Here is a 23,520-nt window from a genome sequence, read left to right on the forward strand (position 1 = left end):
AAGTAGACCCGCGGGGACCGATCTGGGTCACCGGCTAGGCGAGACGGATGGTGTCCCCGTCGACCGCGACGTTCGCCGCCGGCAGCGGGGCCCGCGCCGGACCGCCGCGCACCGAACCGTCGGCGATGTCGAAGACGCTGTTGTGGCAGGCGCAGACGATGGTGCCGTCGGTGACCTCGGTGACCGTGCAGCCCTGGTGGGTGCAGGTGGCCGAGAACGCCTTGACGGTCTCCGCCGTCGGCCGGGTCACCACCACCTTCTCGTCGGCGAAGATCTTCCCGCCGCCGACCGGGATGTCGGCGAGCGCGGCCAGGGCCGGCGCCGGCGCGCCGTCGGGCGCGGCGGTGCCGCCCGATCCGTCCGGAGCCGGGGCGGGCCCGCCGGGCGCGGCGACCGGTGCGGTGCCGTAGGTCTGGCAGCCGGCCAGCGCCGCGGTGACCCCCACCGCGCAGGCGCCGGCCAGCAGGGCCCGCCGGGGCGGGCAGGACCGCCCGGGTACGTCGTTCGACACGGTGCCTCTTCTCGTCTCTCCGCCGGGGCTCACAGGTGCACCCCGAACGTGGTGAAGTACCAGACCGACGAGGTCAACCAGACCCCGACGAGGGCGGTGAAGACCACCCCGCCGACCACCGGCAGCACCCAGCCGGCCAGGCCCTTCTTCGGCAGGGTGAGCATCTTGGTGGTGAAGACGCCGAAGAAGAAGCAACCCAGCACCGAGTGGACCAGCGACCGCAGGTCGTAGTCGGCGAAGCCGATCGCGTACAGGCAGTGCACGGCCACCGGGATGGCGGCCAGGAAGGCCAACCGGCCGCACCAGCGGTGCGCGGCGGCGGCCCAGGACGGCGAGAAGCCGCCGAGCCGGCCCCACATCGCCAGCGCGGAGAGCAGTTGCAGCACCGCGAAGCCGGCCGCCACGCTGCCCAGCCACACCTTCACCGTCTGCGGCCCGGAGAAACCGGCCACGTTGACCGCGATGCCGGTGGGCGTGTGCAACCGCCCGTAGACGCCCAGCGCCACCGCGACCGCCGCGCCGGCCAGCAGCGGGACGAACAACGAGGCCCGCCGGCCGGCCCCGGGGCCGGCCGGCGGATCCGGCGGCCCCGCGTCCGGGTCGGGCAGCACCCGCAGGTCGAGGTCACCGACGTCCGGGAAGTCCTCCGTGGAGAACCGGCGGCGGGCCTCCATCACGAACCGGCGCCGGCGCTCGGAATCACCGGTACGGCGGTGATGCTCACCCCGTTGACGATCGTGGTGCCGAAGGCGGGGTCCAGCGGCGGCGCCGGAACCGGGGAGCCGTTCCAGGTGACCACCCCGATCTGGCCGCCGGTGGGCAGCATGATCCAGCCACCGTCGATGCCGGCGTTGCGGACCTGCTCGCTGGCGCGGTACAGCACCGGGGTCTTCGACCCGTTCGCCTGGGCGGTGAACGTCGACGTCCGCCCCTCGGCCACCAGCTCCCCGGTGGCCTTACCGTCGGTGACGGTACCGGTGAGCCGGGCACCGTCCTTGCCGTCCAGCGCCAGCTGACCGTCCTTGTCGGCGGTGCCCTGGAGCCAGATCTCCAGGCTCTTGCCGTCGCAGACGTACGCGGTGGCGTTTCCGCCGGTGACCGTGATGGCGATGGTGGCCCCGGCGTTGCCGACCTGACCGGTGTAGGTGACGTCGACCTTGGCCGGTGAGTTCGCGGCCGGCGCTTCCGTGGCCGACGGGGTCGGCGCGGGCGTCGGCGAGGCCGGCGCGGGCTCCGGAGGTGGCGTGCCGGGACGCTGCACGGACGGCTCCGGGACGGCCGGTGGGGCCGAGGCGGCCACCGGTGGTGCCGAGGCGCCGGCAGGGGGTGGGGCCTCCGGTGCCGACCGCGCGGTCGGCGGTGCCGCCTGCGCACTCATCGTGAACAGCACAGCCGCCAGTCCGGTTCCGGTCAGCAGCGTGAGCAACGGCGTCAAGCGCTTCATGAGCAGCTCCCTTCTCCTGTTCGTACGGCAGGGACGCGCCGGACGTTCAACCGCAGGAGAAGAACCTGGCCGGGTCGGGCCGTGGACCCGAAGATCCGCGGCCCGACCCCGGCAGCTCAGGCGTTGGTGGTGGCCGGCTTCTCGGCCTGCTCGGCGGGCCGCTCGGCGTGCCGGGGGGCGGGACGTTCGGCACCCGGCCGGCCGACCATCGGGTACTCGGCGGTCTCGCCACCGCCGGCGGCGGCCGCCATGACGGCCGCGGCGGCCAGGTCGGCGACCCGCTTCGCCTCGCGCTGCACCCGGCTGCGGACCTCCTTGGCGTGCCGCTCGACGGACTCCGAGGCCTGCCGGGCCTTCTCCAGCCGCTCGACCTCGACGCCGATCTCCTGCCGGAGCTCACCGAGCCGCTGCTGCGACTGGGTGATCTCGCGTTCGGCGGTGGCCTGCTCAGCGCGGACCCGGGCGAGCTGCTGCTGGGCGGCGTCCAACTCGGTCTGCAACTGGGTGAGCGCCTGCCGACGCTCCCGGATGCCCTGCTGGACGAGGGTCAGTTGCTGCTGGCCGGTGGCGGCCTGCTCGTCGGCGTGCTGGCGGACCTTGGCCGCGTACTGCTGGGCCTCGGTGATCAGGGTGCCGATCTCCTGCTCGGCGGCGGCGCGCTGGGCCGCCACCTCCCGCTCGGCCGCCGCGTGCTGCTCGGTGATGTCCTGCTCGGCGGTGGCCCGCCGCTCGTTGGTCTCCCGTTCGACGCCGGCCTGCCACTGGGCCAGCTCCTGCTGGGCCTGGGTGCGGGCGGCCTGCATCTCCTGCTGGATCTGGTTGCGGGCCGCGGTGGTGAACGCCTCGGCCTCGGCCCGGACCTGCTCGACGTGCTGGGCGGTCTGCTCCTCGATCCGCTTCGCCTCCTGCTGGGCACGCTCGTGCGCGGCCTGGCTCTCCGAGAGTAACCGGTCGCCGGTCTTGCGGATCTCGGTCAGCTCGGCCTGCGCGGCCTTGCGGCGTTCCTCGTGGGCCCGGTCGTGCTCCTCGCGTCGCGCGGTGGCCTGCTCGGTCAGCTCCCGCAGGGTGGACTCGGCCCGCTCGCGGGCCTCGACCAGGGTCTTCTCCGCCTCGGTGCGCAGCTCGTCGGCGCGCCGGCTGGCGGTGTCGGTGATCGCCGCGGCCTGCTTCTCGGCCAGGGCCAGGATCTGGTCGACCATCGGACCCAGGTCACGGAAGGTCGCCCGGTCCACCTGGACCGGTCGTTGGTGCAGCTCGGTCAGCTGCGAGTGCACCTGGTTCAGCTCGACGGTCAGCTCGCGCAGCTTGCCGTGGGCCCGATCCCGGTCGGCGGTCAGGGTGGACAGTTGACTGGTGAGCTGTTCGACGTGGCGATCGACCTGTCGTTTGTCGTAGCCGCGCAGACCGGTGTCGAAGGTCGGCCGCGAGGTCGTGTCCGGGCGTGCTGCGAAGGTGTCTTCGCCGTGGGACATGCGTCATCCTCCGGGTACGTCACGAGCGCCACGAGGTGACGGACGACCGCCCCACGGCCGTGGCGTTGCGCCACGCTACCGCCCGTACCCGGGTCGGTCACAGCGGCACCCGTCGTTTCCCGCCGGCGGTGGCGCCCAGCAGCGGCTTGTCTGGGACTGTCAGACTCGCTGCCATGCAGCCTGGTGTTTCGTCGCTCGACCTGTCGGTCGGCTTCCAACGCAGCCGCACCGGACGGGTGATCTCCCTGACGGTGGCCGGCTTCCTGCTGGTGGTGCTCTGCGGCTGCCTCGGGGCCATTCTGGGGCAGTTCGTGACGATGGGCCGCAACGCACAGCTCTCGGCCGTCCTCGCCCTGGCCTCGGGCGCGCTGGCGGCGCTGGCCGACGCGCTCGGGTGGGCGCACTGTCCGGGTGCCCGGGAGGCGGCCGGCTGGTTGCGCGCGATGGCCGCCGACCCCCGCACCATGCTGCTCTGACAACGGGGCTGCTCCGACCATCGGGCTGCTCCGACCATCGGGCTGCTCCGACCATCGGGCTGCTCGGACCATCGGGCTGCTCCGACCATCGGGGTGCTGTGACGGGAGACCTGCGGCACTCTGATTCCCTGCGCCGATCCTTCTCACACCTGCCTGGCGATGGTGACCCTGCTCGCCGAACCGACCTTGGCGACCGGGGTTTTCCGGAGCCGCCTGGCGGGCATCGCTGCCTACCTCCGACGGTTCTCGGCCGCTGCCGAGGCACCGCACGGAGCTTCAGGTGCGGCGGAGGAGGCGGTGTGGGTGCGCGAGAATCCCGTGGACCGACAGCACCTCGACGGTGCCCCCGACGGCGTGGCGGAGCTGGACGCGGCGGTGCCGGCCGGCTGGTTCCGGGCGCTGTACGAGACCCCGCTGCTGCTCTGCGTCATCCTGGACCGGCAGGGGCGGGTGCTCGACGGCAACCACCCGGCCATCGAGGGGGCTGGCCTGGCCCGGGCCGACGTGCTCGGCCGGGAATTCGCCGACGGCGGCTGGTGGGCGCGTGACCCGCACGTCTGCGGCAACGTCCGGACCTGGTGCCGCACCGCGCTGCGCACCGGCACGCCGGTGCGCACCACCACCCGGTACTACCTGGGCGACGGCGAGCCCCGGATGGCCGACCTGGCCCTGCACCCGGTCCGCGACGACCACGGGTCGGTCAGCCACCTGGTGGTGACCGGACTGGACATCACCGCCGTGCTGACCGCCGAGCGGGAACGTGACGAGCGGGTGGGCGCGCAGGCCGCGGCGGTGCGCCAGGTCGCCGAGGCGCGGGAACGGGAGTTCGAGTCCGCGCGGCGGGCCGAACGCCGGGCCGACGAACGGCTCAACCGGCTGGCCGTGGTGGCGTTGGAGCTACTCAGCGCCGAAACCCTGGACGACCTGACCCGGATCGTGGTGGACAGCGCCATGCCGGTGCTCGGCGGTGACGGCGGCGCGCTGATCGTCGCCGACGGCGAGCGACTGCGGCTGGCGGTCAGCGAGCGGCTCGGCGAGCAGGTCGCGGTGACCTACGACGACCTGCCGTTCGACAGCCCGCTGCCCGGGGCGTACACCGCGCGCACCGGGTTGCCGCTGCTGCTGCCCGACCGCACCGCCGGGCTGGAGTTCACCCCGGCGATGGCCGAGGTGTACGACCTGACCGGGCGGGACGCCTGGGCGTTCCTGCCGTTGCGGGTCGGTACCCGGCTGCTCGGCGCGTTGGCGGTCTCCTGGCCGGACGAGCGGGTCTTCGCCCCGGACGAGATCACCATGCTGGAGGCGGTCGCCGCGCAGTGCGCCCAGGCACTGGACCGGATCCAGCACCTGCGTGCCCAGCGGGAGAGCGCGCTGGCCCGGCAACGGCTCTCCGAGGCGTTGCAACGCAGCCTGCTCACCCAACCGCCGACCAGCGGTCTGTTGGACATCGCGGTGCGCTACCAGCCCGCCGCCCACGAGGCCCACGTCGGCGGCGACTGGTACGACGCCTTCGAGACGGCCAACGGGGCCACCGTCCTGGTCGTCGGGGACGTCACCGGGCACGACCGGGTGGCCGTGGCCGCGATGGGGCAGTTGCGCAACCTGCTGCGCGGGCTCGCCCACGACAGCGACGACCACCCGGCGACCCTGCTCACCCGCCTCGATCGGGCGATGAAGGGGCTCCAGGTCGGAGCCCTGGCGACCGCGGTGCTGGTCCGGCTGGAAGCCGGCCGACCCGGTACCCCGACCCAGCTGCTGTACTGGTCCAACGCCGGGCACCCACCGCCGCTGCTGCGCCACCCCGACGGCACGGTGCAGGTGCTCCACTCGCATGACCTGCTGCTCGGGGTCAACCCGGCGGCTCCCCGGCACGACAGCAGCCTGGAGTTGCACGCCGGAAGCACGCTGGTGCTCTACAGCGACGGGTTGATCGAGCGGCGCACCGGGGTCCTCGACGAGGGCATCACCGAGTTGTCCGAGGTGCTCCGCCAGGTCGGGGACACCTCCGCCGAGAAGGTCTGCGACCTGCTGCTCGGCGTGGCCCCGGCCGACCACTCCGATGACATCGCCCTGCTGGTGATGCGTTGTGGCTGACCGGTCCGGCCGCCGGCTCAGGGCACGATGACCGCGCGGCCCTCCAGGGTGCCCTCGCTCAACTGCTGGTAGGCCCGCGGCGCGTCGGCCAGGTCGAACGTGGTGATCTTCGGCTTGACCAGGCCACGGGCCCCGAGGTCGAGCACCTCGATCAGCTCGGGCCGACTGCCCCAGTAGGTGGTCTGGATGCTCAGCTCGTAGGGGACGCCGAAGAACGACACCGGCAGGGTGCCACCGCCCAACCCGACGATGGTCAGGTCACCGACGGTGCGGGCCACCGCCGCGCCCAGCCGTACGGTCGGGTCCGCGCCGACGAAGTCCAGCACCACGTCGGCCCCGCGCCCACCGGTGATCCTGCGGATCTCGTCGGCGGTGCCGTCCGAGCTGACCATGACCTCGTCCGCGCCGTACTCCTGGGCCAGCCGCAGCGTGTCCGGGCGGGTGTCCACCGCGATCACCCGCGCCGCGGTGGTCGCCTTGAGGATCTGCACCCCCAAGTGCCCCAGGCCGCCCACTCCGATCACCACGGCGAAGCTGCCAGGTGGCAGCTTCGGCCAGGACCGACGGATCGCGTGGTACGGGGTGAGGCCGGCGTCGGTCAACGGCGCGGCGTGCACCGGGTCGAGCCCGTCCGGCAACGGCACCAGGTGCCGGGCGTCCGGCACCAGCTCGTACTCGGCCATGCCGCCGTCGAGGCCCAGCCCACCACCGCCACCGGGCACCGGCGCGCCGGCCGGGTTCTCGCAGTACGGGTCGATGCCGAGCCGGCACCGGGGGCAGGTGCCGCAACCCCACGGGCCGTAGACCGCGACCGGCTGCCCCACCTCCAGCCCGGTCACCCCGGCACCGAGGGTGTGCACCCAACCGGCGTTCTCGTGCCCGAGGGTGAACGGCGGGTTCCAGGGCACCGCGCCGGCGGTGAAGTCGTGCATCAGGTGCAGATCGGAGTGGCAAGCCCCGGCCGCACCCACCTTGACGACCACCTCGCCGGGGCCGGGACTCGGCTCGTCGACCTCGGTCAGCTCGGGCTCGGACTTCCAGTTCAGCAGCCGTAGTGCGCGCATCGCACCAATCTCCCGTCCTCGTCGGTCGCTGCTGGCTGCCCGGTTTGCCGCCCGACAAACCGGGCGCGGGTCTCGTCCGGGCGCGGGTCTTGTCGGCCGCAGCTCGCGTGACGCCCACCCACGCCACCGGGAAGCGCCGTCACAGATGTGGCGCAACAACCAGGATGTCGTCCTCGCCTGCCCCGCCCGGCTCTACTACAACCAGGATGTTGTGTCCCGCCTGTTCCGGTCGGGGCACTACGACCGGGATGTTGCCCGCCTGCCGGCTTTTCGTTGGCGGTGTCAAGGCCCGCGACTTCCACGCCACCTGACCCCCCGCCCGAGGGTGTGCTGGCGTTGATCGACTCGGTTGCGCTGAAATGGCGGGGTCCGGGGCCCTTCGACACAGCCATTTCGGCCCAACCGAGTCGATCATGCCCCGCCCCGCCCCGCCCCGCCCCGCCTCGCCTCGCCTTGCCTCGCCTCGCCGGTCAGGTCGACCGGAGCCAGCCCGGCTAGCCGTACCAGGGTGGGCGTCGGCGGGGGACGACGTTCAGGTGCGGGTCGTCGGTCAGGGCGGTGATGTCCGTCTGCCCACCAGGCGGGCGGGCAGGCATCGGGCTTGGTTTGCCGGGGCACTGGGAAGATCCACCGGGATTCCTATACTTGCCGCGCCGGGCCGCCCCGTGTCCCGGTGTGCCACGGGGAAGGCCGTCACCGTTGACCGTCGTCATCGCGCTGCTCGTCGCCGTCGTGCCGGGGGCGCTGCTCGGCTTCGTCCTGCCGCCCGGGCGGTACCGCTGGGTCGCCTGGGCGGCGGCGCCGACGCTCACCCTCGGTCTGATCGCGCTCGCCATGGCCTGGCTGCCGCTGCTGGGGCTGCCCGACAGCGCGGGCGCGGTCCTGATCGCCGAGCTGGTGCTGGCCGGCGCGGTGGTCGCAGCGGCCCGCTGGTTCGGCCGGGGCCGGCCGCTCGCCCCGGCCTGCTGGTTCGGCCGTGGTCGGCCGTTCGCCCCGGCCTGCTGGTTCGGCCGGGGCCGGCCGTCCGCCCTGGCGCGCTGGTTCGGCCGGGGTCGGCCGTCTGCTTCGGCGGAGGTCCCGGGCGGGCGGTCGCGCCGGTGGCTGCCGACGGTCCGGCCGTCGTGGGCGGACCTGCTCGGGGTGGCTGTGCCCGCGACGGTCGCGGTCGGCTACGGCTGGCTGATCCTCGGCCGGCTGGTCGCGCCGCCCGGGTGGGACCTGATGAACCACGGCTACCTGACCCGCCGGATCCTGGACAGCGGCAGCACCGTGATCGGCGAGGTCTGCAGCTCCGGCTCCACCGAGACGATCGCCTCCTGCGGGTTCTACCCGCTGGCCGGCAACGTCGCCTGGGCGCAGGCGACCCAGCTCTCCGGTGGCCGGCTGAGCACGGTCATGGCGACCTGGGCGATCGTCGTCGCGCCGGTGGCCCTGGTGGCGGGGATCTACGCCTGCGTCCGGGTGCTCGGCGGTCGGCCCGCGGTGGCGGCGGCCGCCGCCACCGCGCCGGTCTTCCTCGGCCCGCTGTGGACGTCGATGCTCACCGGACGGCTCAACGAGCAGGCCGCGCCCTGCCTGGCCGGCGGTGCCGCGCTGCTGATCGGTCTGGCCCTGCGGGGCCACCATCCGGTCCGGACCGGGCTGCTGGGGGGTCTCGCCGGGGCCGGCATCCTGCTGACCCACAGCTACGACGTGCTCTTCGTCGGGGTGCTCGCGCTCGGTGTCGCGTGGGCCCTGGGGCGGGACCGGTCCTGGCGGCGTACCGGCGTCGGTGTGGGGGCGCTGGTGGTGGGCGGGCTGGTGCCGATCGTGCCGCTGCTGGGCGCGATCTTCGGTGCCGGCGGTGAACGCCGCAGCGAACCCCCCAGCCTGCTCGGGCGGTGGGGTGAGGCGGTCGGGTTCTGGGTCACCGACCCGCAGCGTTACGTGCTGCTGGGCTACCCGGCGCCCGGCGGGGCGGACTTCCAGCTGGGGGTGCCGAGCATCCAGGTCGCGCTCGGAATCACCGTCGCCTGCCTGCTCGCCGCGCCGTTGGCGCTGGTGCTGCGGCCGCTGCGGTGGGCCCGGCCGTGGTTGCTGGCCGGGGTGGTGTTCACCCTGGTCGGCATCGCGACGGTGAGTTCCGACGCCGGCGTGGTGCAGGCCGTGGCCGGTCTCTGGTACGGCATCCGGGAACGCCCCCGGACCATGATCTTCCCGGTGTACGGCGTGGCCACCGTGGCCGGCGCGGTGGTACTCGGCACCGGTCTGCGCTGGCTGCTCGACCGCCTCGCCCGCCGGGCCACCCCGACCCGCGAGGGTGCCCGCGACGGTGGGCGGCCGGCGGCGTTCACGGCGGTGGCGGTGGTGGCCGGTCTGGCGGTGCTCGCCGCGCTGCCGGCCACCTGGCGACCGTTGCGCGCCGAGGTGGAACGGCAGGCGCCGGTCGGCCCCTCCTACCGGGCGGCGTTCGCCTGGGTGGCCGAGCGCGTACCGCCCGGCGGGGTGGTCGCCTACGAGCGGCACCTGCACTTCATGTCCTGGCTGCACGCCGACTACGGGGTGCCCACCCTGTTCGGCATCCCGCCGCTGTCGCCCAGCGATCCGACCGACTATCCGGCCCGCTTCGCGGCCTGGGACTGGTTGGCCGAGGTCCCCGACGCGGCCGCGGACGGGTGCACGGTCCGCCGGTTCGGCATCGAGTACGTCATGGTGGGCGACCGGCAGGTGCCCGGCTGGGCGGCCCGCTACCGACCGGAGCGACTGCCCGCCAGCGAGCGGGTACGGCTGGTCCACCAGGTCGGCGGGATCCAGGTCTACCAGGTGACCGAGGCGGGACGGGCCTGCCCGACCGGCTGACCGGCGGCTTCACCTTCGACGTCAAGGCGTGCAGCCTGTTCACCGGCCACCCGACGCCGGTCACGGCGCTGCCGAGGGACCTGCGACCGGCCGGGGACCGGCGCCGGGTGCACCGTCGGGACCTGCCAGTCGGGGCGTACGACGAGGTGTGGAGCCGGTTCCGCGCCGCCGCCGGATCGGGCCGGAGCCGTCGGTCCGACCGGAACCGGCCGGACCGGTGGACTCCTGGCTGACGGTGCCGGTCAGCGCAGCGACATCGCCGACCGGCGCCTGGCGGCGGCACCCCGCGCGGCGAGCATGCTGACGCCGGTGGCGCCCCGCGCCAGTCCGCCGGCACCGGTCATCATGCCGCCGGCGCGCCCCAGCATCCCCCGCAGCACCTGGCCGGGCTTCTGCTGCTCACCCATGTACGCGGTGACCACGATCAGCGCCCCGGTGAGCGCCGGGATCGCCCACTGCAGCATCTTCATCTGTCGTTGGCAGGCGGCCACCTGCTGGGGTGTGTCGGGGTTGGGTTCGGTGGTGCCCCCCACCGAGGGTGCGCCGGCCCGTTCCAGCCGCATCCCGAGCAGCCGGCTGTAGCCGGTCACGGCGAGCGCGCTGACGGTGAGGGCGGTCTTCACCGCACTCATCCGCCCGACCCCGGACTGGGCGACCATCCGGGGGCTCTCGGTGACCAGTTCGCCTGCCGCGCCGGCCAGGTGCGCGCCGATCGCCGCCGCGTTGACCGGGGTCCACCGGGCCCAGCCGGCCGCGGCCACCGGTAGCCGTTGGGTCGAGTCGTTGATCTGGGTCGCCGCCCCGTTGACCCCGAGCGCTCCCATCAGGGAGCCGCCGAACCAGGCCGCCAGGCCCAGGTCGTGCATCGAGCGCAGGGTGGTGTGAGTGTCGGACATCTGATCCCCTTCCGCCGTATCGGGCGGTGCGGCATACCCCGCACCCGCCGGACCATTCACCCGTACGGGGATCTCGCTCGCTATGGGCCAGGGGATGGACAGGTCGGAGAAACCCGAAGATCATCTGTGGCATGTGTCACCGGAGCGGCCGGCCGGCTCGCCCCGGCTAACATCTATGCAACAAGCGGCACTCGCTGTGTCTGGATGCTGGCGTAAGGTAGTTTTTCGTGAACGATTGCCGAAAGACAAACTCCTGTTTTCTGGATTTGAAAGGGAATTCTGCGTTCATGTTTGGCTGATTAGGCTCCGACGTCCTGTTCTTACCGGAACGTAATAGTCTGGTTTTGCGGCCCGTTGTCCAGGTCAAGGGGCTGCTGATTCAACGGTGCGTCAGTGTGCAAACACTACTTACTTGGTTACAGTTGCGCTGTGAAGGTAAACCGGGCGACAGATATGGCGTTGCGAATTGCCATGATGACGGCGACATTGCAGTCCCGGGCCACGGTGGACGAGTTGGCGATGGCGCTGGTGCTGCCCCGCAGCCACGTTGCCAAGGTGGTGCAGCGGCTCAGTAGACTCGGCGTCCTGGTCACCATCCGGGGGCGCTCCGGTGGAGTGGTGATCGCCGAGGGGGCCGGCGAGATGACCGTCGGTGAGATCGTCCGGGCCTTCGAGGGTGACGACGAGGTGGTGGAGTGTCATCGGCCACCGTGCCCGCTGCTCTCCAGTTGTCAGCTCCGGGTCGAGTTGCGCCGGGCCCACGAGGCCTTCATCGACGTGCTGGACGGCGTACGGATCAGCGACCTGATCACCGGGGCACCCGGTGCCCTGCTGCGCACCCTGGCCGCGACGCCGGCGATGGGCCCGGTGCTGGTCGGTCAGCCGACGGTCGGCCCGCCCGGCCCGGTGGGCCGGCCGGGCCTGCCGCAGGCGGCGGACCTGCCCGTGGTCGGCTGATCAGCCGAGGGTGACCGTACCGTCGGGGGAGCGGACGCAGGTCACCGCACGGTCGGTGGCGGTGGCCGCACCGGTCAGACACTGCCCGAGCACCCGGTGTCCGGCCGCGTTCGGGTGCCAGGACTCCTGGCAGGTCTGGAAGTAGGAGACACAGGTGTTGGCGATCCGCTGGATGGCGATCTTGTCCTTGCCGGCGAGGCTGGTCACCACGGTGCCGTCCGGGCCGTCCTGCAACCGGATCGGGGTGGCCAGCGTCCCGTCCGGGCTGCCCGCCGACTCGCAGAGCCGGGCCGCGTCGAAGGCCTGCTGCACGTTGAGGTACACCAGATCGGCGGCGGGGAACTCGGCGGCCAGGGTGCTGCGCACCGCCCCCACCATCGTGCCCAGCCCCTGGGAGAAGCGGTGACCGGGCAGCAGGCTGGCCCGGTGGATCGGGCAGCCGGCGGCGTACCGCTCGGCGCCGAGGTCGCGGAACTTGTCCCGGGTGTCGTCCCGGCTGTCCTCGGAGTGGTAGGTCGGTGCGAGGTCGAACGGCAGCGGGTTGGTGTAGTCCTGCAGCACCACCCGGTGCTGCCCGTCGGTGTCGATCTCGGCCAGGGTGGTGAGGATCTGCCGTACCGCGTCGGTCGTCTCGGTCGTCGCGGCGTTGAGCTGGGCCGCGGTGGCCAGGTCGGCGTCGGCGCAGGGCTTCTGCTCCACCGGCCCGCCCAGGTACGCCCAGAACTCCCACCAGCCGGTCCAGGCGTCGGCGATGAACCGGTTGGCGCACTTCTCCGCGACGTTGCCGAAGGTGAAGGAGCTGTTGTTGGAGCCCAGCCCGACCAGGACCAGGTCGATGTCGTGACTCGCCCCGACCGCCCGCAGCTGGTCGAGCTGCGCGGCCACCTGGCGGCCCTTGGCCCGATTGGCGCTGGGGTTGGCGATGTCCTGCGGCTGGCCACCGGAGCAGGCCAGGTTGAACCGCGCGCTGATGCCCGGCAGGCTGGCCTGGTGCAGCGAGGCGTTGGCCGAGCGGTGACAGAAGAAGGCGTTGCTGTTCGGCGCGGTCCAGCCGGGGAAGGGTTGGGCCACCCCGGTCACGTCGACCACCGGGGTGTACGCCCCGGCGCCCTCGCCGCTGACGAAGCTGTCGCCCAGGGCCACCGCGGCGGTGGGTGGGGCCGCCGCCGCCGGGCGCGGCCGGGCGAGGTCCGTCGACAGAACGACGGCGGTCGACAGTGCCACCGTGGCGACGCTGAGGGCCGCCACGAGGGCGGTACGCCGGATCCGGGCCATGGCCACCCCATCCATCCATGGAAATGTGAAAGTTTCTACGGATGGCCGATCACATCACGGCAGTGTGACGTACGTCAACGTCCGGACGCCTGGGGCCGTGCGCATTCGCGCGGGGCATCGTCAGCATGTCGGGGTGTCGGGCTAGGCTCGCTGCGGCGCGCCGCAAAGGATCTTGCCGGAAGTCGGCCGCCCGCGCCGCCGAGACCGGGAGTACGACCAGTTGACCGCAGAGCCTGAGACCCTGTACGGGGCAGACGACCTGACCCACCTGGAGGGCCTGGACGCCGTCCGCAAGCGCCCCGGGATGTACATCGGCTCGACCGACAGTCGTGGCGTGGGTCACCTCGTCAACGAGATCCTGGACAACTCCACCGACGAGGGGGTGGCCGGGCACGCCAGGACGGTCGAGGTGATCCTGCACGCCGACGGTTCGGTGCAGGTCGACGACGACGGCCGGGGCATCCCGACCGACGTGCACGCCCGCTCCGGCATCTCCGGCGTGGAGCTGGTGCTGACCCGGCTGCACGCCGGTGGCAAGTTCGGCGGCGCCGGCTACAAGACCTCCGGCGGGCTGCACGGGGTGGGCGCCTCGGCGGTCAACGCGCTGGCCCGACGGTTCGACGTCACCGTCCGCCGAGGCGGCAAGATCCACACGATGTCGTTCCGGCACGGCGTACCCGGGGTCTTCGACGGCGACGGCCCGGACGCGCCCTTCACCCCCGGGCCCGGCCTGCAGGTGGCCGGCGCGATGAAGCGGGGCCAGTCCACCGGCACCTCGATCCGGTACTGGCACGACGCCCGCTACTTCGAGACCGGCGCCACCCTGGACGTGGCCGCGGTCCGGATGAAACTGCGCAACACCGCCTTCCTGGTGCCCGGGGTCGACTACCGGCTGCGCGACCACACCGGCGAGGAGCCCACCGAGGAGCGCTTCCACTACCCCAATGGGCTCACCGACATGGTCGAGTTCCTCGCCCCGGCCGGCGACCGGCCGGTCTCCGGCATCCTGCTGGTCACCGGCGAGGGCGGCTACCGGGAGAACGCCGCCGACGCCAACGGCGTGATGCAGTCAAACGTGCAGCGACGCGCCGAGGTCGAGGTGGCCCTGCGCTGGGGCACCGGCTACGACCGCACCGTGGAGTGCTTCACCAACACCATCCGCAACGCTCACGGCGGCACCCACCGCAAGGGCTTCGAGCGGGCCCTGGTGCGCACCCTCGGCGACGCCGTGCGCAACACCCGTGGTCTGCTGCGGGCCAAGGAGGAGCCACCCACCCTGGACGACGTCCTGGAGGGGATGACCGCGGTGGTGCACGTGCGGCTGCCCGAGCCGCAGTTCACCTCGCAGACCAAGGACGAGCTCTCCACCGCCGGCATCACCAAGGTCATCCAGACGCTTGTAGACCAGCACCTGCGGGCCTGGCTGGAGGACAAGCGCAGCAAGGCCGAGGCGCGAACCGTCCTGCAGAAGATCGTCGACGCGGCCCGGGTCCGGCTGACCCAGAAGCAGCAGAAGGACGCCGCCCGGCGCAAGACCGCCCTGGAGGGCGCGTCCATGCCGCCGAAGCTGGTCGACTGCCGCTCCACCGGCGTCGAGCGCAGCGAGCTGTTCATCGTCGAGGGTGACAGCGCCCTGGGTTCCAGCCGGATGGCCCGGGTCGCCGAATACCAGGCCCTGCTGCCGATCCGAGGCAAGATCCTCAATGTCCAGAAGGCCAACCTCCAGCAGGTGCTGGACAACGCCGAGTGCGCCGCGATCGTGCAGGTGCTGGGGGCGGGCTCGGGGCGTACCTTCGACCTCTCGGCGATGCGCTACGGCCGAGTGCTGATCATGGCGGACGCCGACGTGGACGGCGCGCACATCCGGACCCTGCTGATCACCCTCTTCGCCAGGTACATGCGACCGCTGGTCGAGGCGGGCCGGCTCTACGCCGCGATGCCGCCGCTGCACAAGATCACCACGAAGGGGCGCAGCCCGCAGACCGTCTACACCTACACCCAGGCCGAGATGGAGGCGACGATCCGCAAGCTGGAGAAGGCCGGCAAACAGATCGTCACCCCGGTGCCCCGGTTCAAGGGCCTCGGCGAGATGGACGCCGACGAGCTGTGGGAGACCACGATGAACCCGGCGACCAGGGCGGTCCGCCGGATCACCCTGGACGACGTCGAGGCCGCCGAGCGGATCCTCGAACTGCTGATGGGGGAGAAGGTCGAGCCGCGCCGCAACTGGCTGATCGACTCCGCCGACCGCGTCGACCGCGAGGCGATCGACGCGTGAGCGCCCTGGACGCCACCCCCGCCCGCCGAGAAGAGAGCTGACCGATGGCACGCCGCAAGGACACCAGCGCGAAGGCGGACCTCGCCGCGTTCGACCAGGCCGGCGCGCGGGTCTTCGACAACCCGCTGGTCACCGAGGTCTCCGACTCCTACCTGGAGTACGCCTTCTCGGTGATCCACTCCCGGGCGCTGCCCGACGCCCGCGACGGGCTCAAGCCGGTGCACCGGCGCATCCTCTACTCGATGCACGAGTCCGGGTTCCGCCCGGACCGCCCGTACGTCAAGTCCGCCCGGGTGGTCGGCGACGTGATGGGCCGCTACCACCCGCACGGCGACACGGCCATCTACGACGCCATGGTCCGGCTGGCCCAGGACTTCTCCCTGAACACCCCACTCATCGACGGGCATGGAAATTTTGGGAGCCCAGACGATGGACCGGCAGCTGCCCGTTACACAGAGTCACGGATGTCGCGGGAGGCGATGCTGCTCGTCGGCGAGCTGGGGGAGGAGACCGTCGACGTCGAGCCGAACTACGACGGCTCACTGACCCAGCCGACCGTGCTGCCGGCCGCCTTCCCCAACCTGCTGGTCAACGGGGCGTCCGGGATCGCGGTCGGGATGGCCACCAACATGATCCCGCACAACCTCGGCGAGGTGGTGGCCGCCGCGCGGTGGCTGATCCGGCACCCGGATGCCACCCTGGACAAGCTGATGGAGTTCGTGCCCGGCCCGGACCTGCCCACCGGAGGCACCCTGCTCGGCCTTGACGAGGTGCGCCGGGCCTACGAGACCGGCCGGGGCGTGGTCCGGATGCGGGGCAAGGTGCGCATCGGGCCGGTCGAGGGCAGCCGGGGCCGGCAGGCGATCACCGTGGTGGAGTTGCCCTACGGCGTCGGCGCGGAGAAGGTCATCACCGCGATCACCAACGAGGTCAACAAGACCAAGCGGCTGACCGGCATCGCCGACGTCAAGGACCTCACCGACCGGGAGAACGGCACCCGGCTGGTCGTCGAGTGCAAGGTCGGGGTCAACCCGCAGGCGCTGCTGGCCGACCTCTACCGGCTCACCCCGCTGGAGCAGTCCTTCGGCGTCAACAACCTCGTCCTGGTCGACGGGCAGCCGCGTACCCTCGGGTTGAAGTCGCTGCTGGAGGTCTTCCTGGCCCACCGCTACGAGGTGGTCACCCGGCGCACCGCGCACCGCCGCCGCAAGCGCGAGGAGCGGCTGCACCTGGTCGACGGGCTGCTGATCGCCCTGCTCGACATCGACAAGGTGGTCAAGCTGATCCGGGCCGCCGACGACGCGCAGGCGGCCAAGGACGGATTGATGCAGAAGTTCCGGCTCTCCGACATCCAGGCCAGCTACATCCTGGACACCCCGCTGCGCCGGCTCACCAAGTTCGACCGGCTGGAGCTGGAGGCCGAGCAGGAGAAGCTGCGCCGCGAGATCGCCGAGCTCTCCGCGATCCTCGACGACGAGAAGGTGCTGCGCAAGCTGGTCTCCGACGAGCTGGCGGCGGTGGCCAAGCAGTTCGCCGCGCCCCGGCGGACCACCCTTGTCGACGGTGACCTCAAGGAGGTGCTCGCCGCCTCGGCCCCCGCCGGCCCGCTGGAGGTGGCCGACGACCCGTGCCAGGTGATCCTCTCCGCCACCGGCCTGGTCGCCCGGACCGCCGCCGAGTCGGAGGAGGCCGTCGAGGGTCGCCGCAGCAGCGGCCGGGACAAGCACGACACGGTACGCGCCGTGGTGCACTCCACCGCCCGGGGTCGGGTCCTGCTGGTCACCAGCGCCGGCCGGGCCTTCAAGGTCGACGTGCTGCCGCTGCCGGTGCTGCCGCAGCAGGCCGGCACGGTGTCGCTGCGCGGTGGGATGGCCGCCGCCGAGCTGGTGCCGCTGGCGGCCGGGGAGACCGTGGTCGGGCTGGCACCGGTCGGGCCGTCGGCCGATGGCTCACCGGGCCTGGCCCTGGGCACCCGGCAGGGCGTGGTGAAGGTCTGCGCCCCCGACTGGCCGGTCCGCTCCGACGAGTTCGAGGTGATCGGGCTGCGCGACGGCGACGAGGTGGTCGGGGCGACCTGGCTCACCGACGGCTCGGAGAGCCTCACCTTCGTCACCAGCGAGGCGTCCCTGCTGCGGTTCGCCGCCACCCTGGTCCGGCCGCAGGGGCTCAAGGGTGGCGGCATGGCCGGGGTGAACCTGCCCGGTGACGCCCGGGTGGTCTTCTTCGGCGCGGTCCGCACCGACGACCCCAGCCACGGCGAGCCGATGGTGGTCACCTCCACCGGCGCCACGGTCAAGGTCACCCCGTTCGCGGCGTACCCGGCCAAGGGGCGGGCGACCGGCGGGGTGCGCGCCCAGCGGCTGCTCAAGGGCGAGGTGGACCTGACCGCCGCCTGGGTCGGCCCCCGCCCGGCTGGCGCCACCGCGATCGGCGACCCGGTGGAGCTGCCGCCGGCCGACCCGCGCCGCGACGGCTCCGGCTTCGCCGTCATGCTCGGCCCCACCCTGATCGGCCACCACCTGGAACGCCCGTAACCGGCCGGGTGGTCGGGTCAGGCGGTGGGGGGTGAGGTGGTGCCGCGCAGCCGGGCCACCAGGCGCATGCCGTGGTAGATCAGCAGGGCGGCGGCGGTGCCGAGGGCGATGCCGTTGAAGGAGAGGTCACCGGCGGTCAGCGTGTAGTTGGCCGCGCCGACGATCACCGCCACGGCGGCGGTCATCAGGTTCACCGGATCGTGGAAGTCGACCCGGCTCTCGATCCAGATCCGGGCACCGAGGATGGCGATCAACCCGTACAGGGCGGTGGTCGCCCCGCCCAGCACCCCGGCCGGCACGGTGAGGATCAGCGCGCCGAACTTCGGGCTCAACCCGAGCAGCACGGCGGTCAACCCGGCCACCCAGTACGCGGCGGTGGAGTAGACCCGGGTCGCCGCCATCACCCCGATGTTCTCCGCGTACGTGGTGGTGCCGGAGCCGCCCCCGGAGCCGGCGAGCACGGTGGCCAGCCCGTCGCCGAGGAAGGCCCGCCCCAGCTGTTTGTCCAGGCTGCGCCCGGTCATCGCGGCGACCGCCTTGACGTGGCCGGCGTTCTCCGCGATCAACACCAGGATCACCGGGATCACCAGTACCGTCGCGCGCAAGCTGAAACTGGGGGCGTGGAACTCCGGCAGCCCCACCCAGGCGGCGTCGCGCAGCCCGGTCAACGCGGCGTCGTCGAGCCCGCCGACGGCGGCGGCGAAGAGCCAGCCGACCACCACCCCCAGCAGAATGCTGAGCCGGGCGGCGAAGCCCCGGAAGGCGACCGTGGCGAGCAGGATCGCGGCCAGCGTGACCACCGCGATCAGCGGCTGGGCCTTGACCCCGGTGCCGCTGCCGTCACCGTCCCAGGCCACCGGGGCCAGGTTCAGCCCGATCAGCGCGACGATCGCCCCGGTGACCACCGGCGGCATCAACACCTCGATCCACCGGGTGCCGACCACCTGCACCAGCACCCCGACCAGGGCCAGCGCCGCCCCGGCCACCACGATCCCACCGAGCGCCGGCCCGATGTCGCCGCCGGCCTTCGCCGCCAGCACCGGAGCGATGAAGGCGAAGGACGAGCCCAGGTACGACGGCAGCCGGTTCCCGGTGATCAGCAGGAACAGCAGGGTGCCCAGCCCGGAGAAGAAGAGCGTGGTGGCCGGCGGGAATCCGGTGATCAGCGGCACCGTGAAGGTCGCCCCGAACATCGCCACCACGTGCTGCACGCCGATGCCGACCGTACGCGGCCAGGAGAGCCGTTCGCCGGGGTGCACCACGTCGCCGGGGCGTACGGTCCGGCCGTCGCCGTGCACGGTCCACGCGGCCCAGCGGGAGCGCGGCTCGGTGGGGGTGTCGGTCATGGGCCGTCCTTCGCCTCGCAGGTGACGGGGCGTGATCGACCCCGGACGTTTCTAGCAGAACCCCGATTCGTCGATGTTTCGGCCGGACTCGTCGGCCATGATCCGGGCGGTCGCTACAGTGACCGCTATGGAGACCGTTCCCATCACGGACGCCAAGGCTCGGATCGCCGAACTCGACAGTCAAACCCTCGCCGACCTGCGGCAGTCGCAGGAGGAGTTCGCGGCCGGTGACACGTTCTCGGCCGACGAGGTCCGCGCCGAACTGGAACGGCGTCGCAGCCGGGTCGCTTGACGCCTGCGGAGGGCAGGTGGCCCGAGGAAGGTGCCAACGAGCCCTCACGTGGTGCTCTTCTCCCGCTAGGCAAGGGCGGTTGGCGGCGTGCCGGGACGGGGGCACCAACAAGGCCTGCCTGCCCATGGTCAGCTCGGCTGGGAGAGCGACTCGTACTCGTACAGCGCTGTCACTCCGTTCCCTCGATCGAGGGTGGAGAGGGTCAGGCGCGCGACGGGAACGATGACGCGCTGTCCTGTTGAACCGCTACCGGCATCGAACCACACCTCTACGGTGTCTGCCTTCGGTAGCTCTCGAGGGCCGACCACGAGGATCGTCGAGAGGCGCATCTTCGGGTAGGGCTGGGGTGTGTCGGGGATACCTTTCATCGTTTTCGGGCCTCCGTGTCCGATTAAGGCCCGGCTCGGCGTGTCCGCGCCGACCGGAGCCGCCTTCTCTGAGGACTAGTCGAACTGTACCGCCTCTCGCCTAGGTTGCCTAGGGTGCCCTAGGTGCCGTTATTGCCGTGGGTGCTCGTACTCGCCCTGATGATGAAGGAATGACCGCAGAGATCGATCCGATGTCCCCGGTACCGCGATACCGGCAACTCGCGGCGATCCTCCGTGAGGCAGTCGAGGCGGGTCAGTACCCGCCCGGAAGTCGCCTCCCGTCCGAGAAGACCCTGACCCAGACTCACGGCGTGGCACGAGAGACCGCCTCGAAGGCGATGGACGCACTGGCCGCCGAAGGGCTGGCCGTGATGGTGCCCGGCGTGGGCTGGCACGTCCCGTCGGAGGGCGCCACGAGCCCTGAGACGGTGTAACGATCATGAGCATCCCGCGCCCGGTGCGGCGGATCAGGCGACCCCGGTCGGGCGGAACTGGACGCTGACCCGGGGGCCGACCGGGCGGGTGGTCTTCGGGACGGCGTGCTCCCAGGTGCGTTGGCAGGAGCCGCCCATCACCACCAGGTCACCGTGGCCGAGGGGGAAGCGCAGGGTGTCCCCGCCGCCGGCGCGGGGCCGCAGCAGCAGCGGCCGGGGTGAGCCGAAGGAGACGATGGCGACCATGGTGTCGACGTGCGCGGAGCGGCCCAGGGTGTCGCCGTGCCAGGCGACGCTGTCCCGCCCGTCCCGGTAGAGGCACAACCCGGCGGTGACGAACGGCTCGCCCAGCTCCGGCGCGTAGTGCGCGCTCAGCGCCTGCCGGGCGGCGGTCAGCGTCGGGTGCGGCAGCGGCCGGCCGGCGGCGTACCAGCAGAGCAGGCGCGGCACGTCGACCTCGGTGTCGTACATGGTGCGGCGTTCGGCCCGCCAGGGCACCCGGTCGAGCAGGGTGCCGAACACCTCGTCGGAGCCGTGCACCCAGCCGGGCAGGTGGTCGACCCAGGCGCCCCGGCTCAGCGGGTGTCGACGCAGCCCGGTCAGCGGGCCCAGCGACGGCCCGTCGGTGGCGAGGTCGAGCATCGACGGCTGGTAGGCGGCCCCGGACATGCACCCACCCTACCTGCCTATTCGTACGCCTGTGCTATCTCCCGGTGTGGTCGGTGAGCGGGCCGGGCAGCCGCGTTGTGTCCCGCCACCAGGGCCGGGAGTTCGTCCAGCGAGTCGATGCGGAACAGGCACTCCCCGGACACCGCCGGAAGGTCGAGGATGTGACCCCACGGACCACGCCTGATCAGGCACGTCTTCATGCCGGCGGCGCTGGCTGGGCGGGCATCATTGTCGGGCCGGTCGCCGACGTACAGGATCGAGGACGCCTCGCCGCCGCCGGCCCGGACGACCCGTTCGAAGAAGGCCGGTGCCGGCTTCGCCACGCCCCAACCGTGCGACGTGCCGATGACGTCCACGGGCAGGTCGAGGGCGCGGAGGCTCGCCTCGGCATGGGCTGGCTGGTTGCCGGCCAGACCCACCCGCAGGCCCTGGTCCCGCAGGGCGGTCAGGCACGCCCGCGCGTCCGGGTACAGATCCTCCTCGCCGAACGTCTCCGGCTTGCCGGCGGCTGCTCGGCGCTCGTTCTCGACCGCGAGATCGAAGCCGGGCCGGAAGACCCGGAACACCTCCTGGTAGTCCAACCCCCGGGCGATCACCGCACCGAAGACCGCGGAGAAGGTGTGCCGGGGCACGCCGAGCCAGTCCGCCCAGTCCGCGAACTCGCGGGACTCGTCGAGGATGGTGCCGCCCACATCAAAGAAGACCGCGTCGATCACGTGTCTGCCTCCGTCCCGTTCGTACCCGGGGACGACGCTAGACCGTTGGCGGTCAGCCGTGGGGGCGGTGACCTGACACGATCGGCCGGTGACCGATCCCGTGCTCGTCCCCCTGCACAGCCCGCTCGTCGGACCACTCACCTGGCAGCCCGTCGCCGCCTGCCTGCGGCGCGCCGGGCACACCGTGCTGACCCCGGACCTGACCCCGGCGGCGACCGGTACGCCCCCGCACCAGCCGGCCGTCGCCGAGGCGGTGGCCGGGAGTCTGGTCGACCTGGGTGGTGACGCCCCGGTCGTACTCGTGGGGCACAGCGGGGCCGGACCGCTGCTGCCCGGCGTGGCCCAGGCCGTGCCGCGAGAGGCGCATGCCCTGCTCTACGTGGATTCGGCGTTGCCCTGTCCGGGTCAGAGCTGGTGGGAGAACGCGCCACCGCCGCTCGTCGAGCAGCTCCGGGGGCTGGTCACCGACGGTAAGCTGCCGCCCTGGCACGAGTGGTTCCCGCCGGAGGCCGTCACCGAGCTGCTGCCCGACCCGCGACTACGGGCGGACTTCGTCCGGGAGCTTCCGCGCCTGCCCTACACCTACCTCACCGAACGGACCGTGCCCCAGGAGTGGACCGGGCGGGCCGGCTACCTGCTGCTCAGCGAGGGCTACCGGCCGGACGCCCGGGCGGCGCTGCGTGCGGGCCTGCCGGTGGTGGAACGCAGCGCGCACCACCTGGCCATGCTCACCGCGCCGCAGCTGGTCAGCGACGCCCTGGCAGACCTGCTCACCGAGACGCGCTGAGGCCGGGACGTACGGTGTCCGGCCCGGTGGTGACCAGGGCGAGCACCGCGTCGGCGACCCGGGCCCGGCCCTGTCCGTCCACGGTCGACCAGGCGCGGGCGGCCAGCTCGGCGCGCCGCTGCGGGGAGGTGAGCAGGGCGCGCAGGGTGCCGACCGCGTCGGCCCGCGCGGCCCCGCCGGCCGGACCGGCGGCGGCCAACGCCGGTAGCTCACCCAGGCCGGCCACGATGCCCTCGGCGACCACCCGGTGGTACGACTCGCGCTGGTTGTCCACCACGCAGACCAGTCCGGCGGGCGTACCCAGGCAGCACAGCTCCCAGGTGGCGGTGCCGGCGGCGCTGACCACCAGGTCAGCGGCGGTGATCATGGTCGGTAGCTCGTCGGTGGGGCCGACCGCTCGCAGCGTCTGGCCCGGACCGGGGGCCAGTGCGGCCAGTTCCCCGGCGACGTCGGGCCGGCCGACGACCACGGTCAGCTCCATCGGGCACCCGGTGGCCAGCAGCAGCCGGGTCAGCACCGGCGCGGCCCCGAAGGCGTCGGTGCCACCGAAGAAGGCGAGCACCCGCGGCCGGTCGGCGGGCACCGCCGCTCGCGGTGCCGCCGGGCGGGCGGCCCGCACCGTGTCACGCAGCAGCGGGTACGCCGTGCCGGCGAGCAGCCGGCCGGGCAGCGGCGGGTCGTACGCCGCGCCGAGGTTCTGGTCCAGGTAGAGGTCGGCGTCCTGGCCCCGGGTGTCCCCGTCCACGATGGCCAGGGTCACCACGCCGGCCGCCCGTAGCGCCCCCGAGGAGGCCGGGTCCAGCTCGTACGAGTCGAGCACCATGACGTCCAGCCGGTGCCGGGCGGCCACCGCCACCAGTTCGGCGGGGTGCTGCGGGCCGGGATGCCGCGCGATGCCCCGGTCGGCGAGCTGGCGGGCCGCCCAGTCGAGGCCCTCGACGGTGCCGAAGAACTCCACCGTGTGGCCTCGGGCCAGGAACTCCTCGGCCAGGGCGAGACACCGGACCAGGTGCCCGACCCCGCGTACCGGGCCGGCGTCGCAGCGCATGCCGACCCGGACGGGCCGGAC

At 72.7% G+C, this 23,520-nt stretch carries 21 protein-coding genes and 1 pseudogene; 10 read left to right on the forward strand and 12 right to left on the reverse strand.

The window, feature by feature from the left end:
• Positions 1-34: 34 nt before the first annotated feature.
• From ACN28G_RS06290 to ACN28G_RS06305, 4 genes are all read right to left on the reverse strand, one after another.
• Positions 35-511 (reverse strand): Rieske (2Fe-2S) protein, encoded by a 477-nt coding sequence (locus ACN28G_RS06290; RefSeq protein WP_091436092.1) that lies wholly within the window; start codon positions 509-511, stop codon positions 35-37.
• Between the two features lie 29 nt (positions 512-540).
• Entirely contained in the window at positions 541-1,185 is a 645-nt protein-coding gene (locus tag ACN28G_RS06295) for a DUF6529 family protein (RefSeq protein WP_308472679.1), read from the reverse strand.
• Positions 1,185-1,955, reverse strand: coding sequence for a hypothetical protein (locus ACN28G_RS06300; RefSeq protein ID WP_091436094.1), 771 nt, complete (start codon positions 1,953-1,955; stop codon positions 1,185-1,187). The genes ACN28G_RS06295 and ACN28G_RS06300 overlap by 1 nt, the downstream gene beginning before the upstream one ends.
• Positions 1,956-2,071: 116 nt before the next feature.
• Complete coding sequence (locus ACN28G_RS06305; RefSeq protein ID WP_421478673.1) at positions 2,072-3,427, reverse strand: hypothetical protein; 1,356 nt, start codon at positions 3,425-3,427, stop codon at positions 2,072-2,074.
• 173 nt (positions 3,428-3,600) lie between these two features.
• Between ACN28G_RS06305 and ACN28G_RS06310 the strand changes: the two genes are divergently transcribed.
• Positions 3,601-3,903 carry a hypothetical protein gene (locus ACN28G_RS06310; protein ID WP_421478674.1) on the forward strand — a complete coding sequence of 101 codons (303 nt, stop codon included), beginning with the start codon at positions 3,601-3,603 and terminating at the stop codon, positions 3,901-3,903.
• 303 nt (positions 3,904-4,206) lie between these two features.
• Positions 4,207-5,997, forward strand: a complete 1,791-nt coding sequence (locus ACN28G_RS06315; RefSeq protein ID WP_175440493.1) for a SpoIIE family protein phosphatase — start codon at positions 4,207-4,209, stop codon at positions 5,995-5,997.
• A 17-nt stretch (positions 5,998-6,014) separates the two neighbouring features.
• On the opposite strand, the gene ACN28G_RS06320 is transcribed toward ACN28G_RS06315, so the two are convergent.
• Positions 6,015-7,061 carry an NAD(P)-dependent alcohol dehydrogenase gene (locus ACN28G_RS06320; RefSeq protein WP_421478675.1) on the reverse strand — a complete coding sequence of 349 codons (1,047 nt, stop codon included), beginning with the start codon at positions 7,059-7,061 and terminating at the stop codon, positions 6,015-6,017.
• A 699-nt stretch (positions 7,062-7,760) separates the two neighbouring features.
• Between ACN28G_RS06320 and ACN28G_RS06325 the strand changes: the two genes are divergently transcribed.
• Positions 7,761-9,899: a DUF6541 family protein gene (locus ACN28G_RS06325; protein ID WP_091436107.1), complete on the forward strand. Its 2,139-nt coding sequence runs from the start codon at positions 7,761-7,763 to the stop codon at positions 9,897-9,899.
• Between the two features lie 5 nt (positions 9,900-9,904).
• Positions 9,905-10,069: pseudogene (locus ACN28G_RS06330) on the forward strand (DUF72 domain-containing protein); the annotation flags it as partial.
• Positions 10,070-10,141: 72 nt separating this feature from the next.
• Here the strand turns inward: ACN28G_RS06330 and ACN28G_RS06335 are convergent.
• Positions 10,142-10,795 (reverse strand): hypothetical protein, encoded by a 654-nt coding sequence (locus tag ACN28G_RS06335; protein ID WP_229688315.1) that lies wholly within the window; start codon positions 10,793-10,795, stop codon positions 10,142-10,144.
• Between the two features lie 429 nt (positions 10,796-11,224).
• Here ACN28G_RS06335 and ACN28G_RS06340 point away from each other — a divergent pair, with 429 nt between their 5' ends.
• Entirely contained in the window at positions 11,225-11,752 is a 528-nt protein-coding gene (locus ACN28G_RS06340) for an RrF2 family transcriptional regulator (protein ID WP_091436110.1), read from the forward strand.
• Here ACN28G_RS06340 and ACN28G_RS06345 read toward each other — a convergent pair whose 3' ends face one another.
• Positions 11,753-13,027: a hypothetical protein gene (locus ACN28G_RS06345; RefSeq protein ID WP_421480866.1), complete on the reverse strand. Its 1,275-nt coding sequence runs from the start codon at positions 13,025-13,027 to the stop codon at positions 11,753-11,755. It abuts the gene before it with no gap.
• 220 nt (positions 13,028-13,247) lie between these two features.
• Between ACN28G_RS06345 and ACN28G_RS06350 the strand changes: the two genes are divergently transcribed.
• Both ACN28G_RS06350 and ACN28G_RS06355 read left to right on the forward strand, forming a co-directional pair.
• Entirely contained in the window at positions 13,248-15,305 is a 2,058-nt protein-coding gene (locus ACN28G_RS06350) for a DNA gyrase/topoisomerase IV subunit B (RefSeq protein WP_421478676.1), read from the forward strand.
• Between the two features lie 44 nt (positions 15,306-15,349).
• Positions 15,350-17,839, forward strand: a complete 2,490-nt coding sequence (locus tag ACN28G_RS06355) for a DNA gyrase/topoisomerase IV subunit A (RefSeq protein WP_421478677.1) — start codon at positions 15,350-15,352, stop codon at positions 17,837-17,839.
• Between the two features lie 17 nt (positions 17,840-17,856).
• Here the strand turns inward: ACN28G_RS06355 and ACN28G_RS06360 are convergent, their stop codons facing one another.
• Positions 17,857-19,185 (reverse strand): uracil-xanthine permease family protein, encoded by a 1,329-nt coding sequence (locus ACN28G_RS06360; protein WP_421478678.1) that lies wholly within the window; start codon positions 19,183-19,185, stop codon positions 17,857-17,859.
• 127 nt (positions 19,186-19,312) lie between these two features.
• Between ACN28G_RS06360 and ACN28G_RS06365 the strand changes: the two genes are divergently transcribed.
• A complete protein-coding gene (locus tag ACN28G_RS06365; RefSeq protein ID WP_421478679.1) occupies positions 19,313-19,477 on the forward strand; it encodes a hypothetical protein in 165 nt (54 codons plus the stop codon).
• A gap of 128 nt (positions 19,478-19,605) precedes the next feature.
• Here the strand turns inward: ACN28G_RS06365 and ACN28G_RS06370 are convergent, their stop codons facing one another.
• Complete coding sequence (locus ACN28G_RS06370; RefSeq protein WP_421478680.1) at positions 19,606-19,845, reverse strand: hypothetical protein; 240 nt, start codon at positions 19,843-19,845, stop codon at positions 19,606-19,608.
• A gap of 191 nt (positions 19,846-20,036) precedes the next feature.
• Here ACN28G_RS06370 and ACN28G_RS06375 point away from each other — a divergent pair, with 191 nt between their 5' ends.
• The gene (locus tag ACN28G_RS06375; RefSeq protein WP_421480867.1) at positions 20,037-20,279 is read left to right on the forward strand and encodes a GntR family transcriptional regulator; all 243 of its coding nucleotides are present in this window, start codon (positions 20,037-20,039) and stop codon (positions 20,277-20,279) included.
• 33 nt (positions 20,280-20,312) lie between these two features.
• Here ACN28G_RS06375 and ACN28G_RS06380 read toward each other — a convergent pair whose 3' ends face one another.
• Positions 20,313-20,948 carry an alpha-ketoglutarate-dependent dioxygenase AlkB gene (locus ACN28G_RS06380; RefSeq protein ID WP_091436127.1) on the reverse strand — a complete coding sequence of 212 codons (636 nt, stop codon included), beginning with the start codon at positions 20,946-20,948 and terminating at the stop codon, positions 20,313-20,315.
• A 17-nt stretch (positions 20,949-20,965) separates the two neighbouring features.
• Positions 20,966-21,664: an HAD family hydrolase gene (locus ACN28G_RS06385; protein ID WP_421478681.1), complete on the reverse strand. Its 699-nt coding sequence runs from the start codon at positions 21,662-21,664 to the stop codon at positions 20,966-20,968.
• Positions 21,665-21,752: 88 nt separating this feature from the next.
• Here ACN28G_RS06385 and ACN28G_RS06390 point away from each other — a divergent pair, with 88 nt between their 5' ends.
• Entirely contained in the window at positions 21,753-22,451 is a 699-nt protein-coding gene (locus ACN28G_RS06390) for an alpha/beta fold hydrolase (protein WP_421478682.1), read from the forward strand.
• On the opposite strand, the gene ACN28G_RS06395 is transcribed toward ACN28G_RS06390, so the two are convergent.
• Entirely contained in the window at positions 22,435-23,499 is a 1,065-nt protein-coding gene (locus ACN28G_RS06395; RefSeq protein ID WP_421480868.1) for a PseG/SpsG family protein, read from the reverse strand. The genes ACN28G_RS06390 and ACN28G_RS06395 overlap by 17 nt on opposite strands.
• Positions 23,500-23,520 lie beyond the last annotated feature (21 nt).

Origin of the sequence: Micromonospora sp. WMMA1923, assembly GCF_049179195.1 — a bacterium.
GTDB lineage: Bacteria > Actinomycetota > Actinomycetes > Mycobacteriales > Micromonosporaceae > Micromonospora > Micromonospora yangpuensis.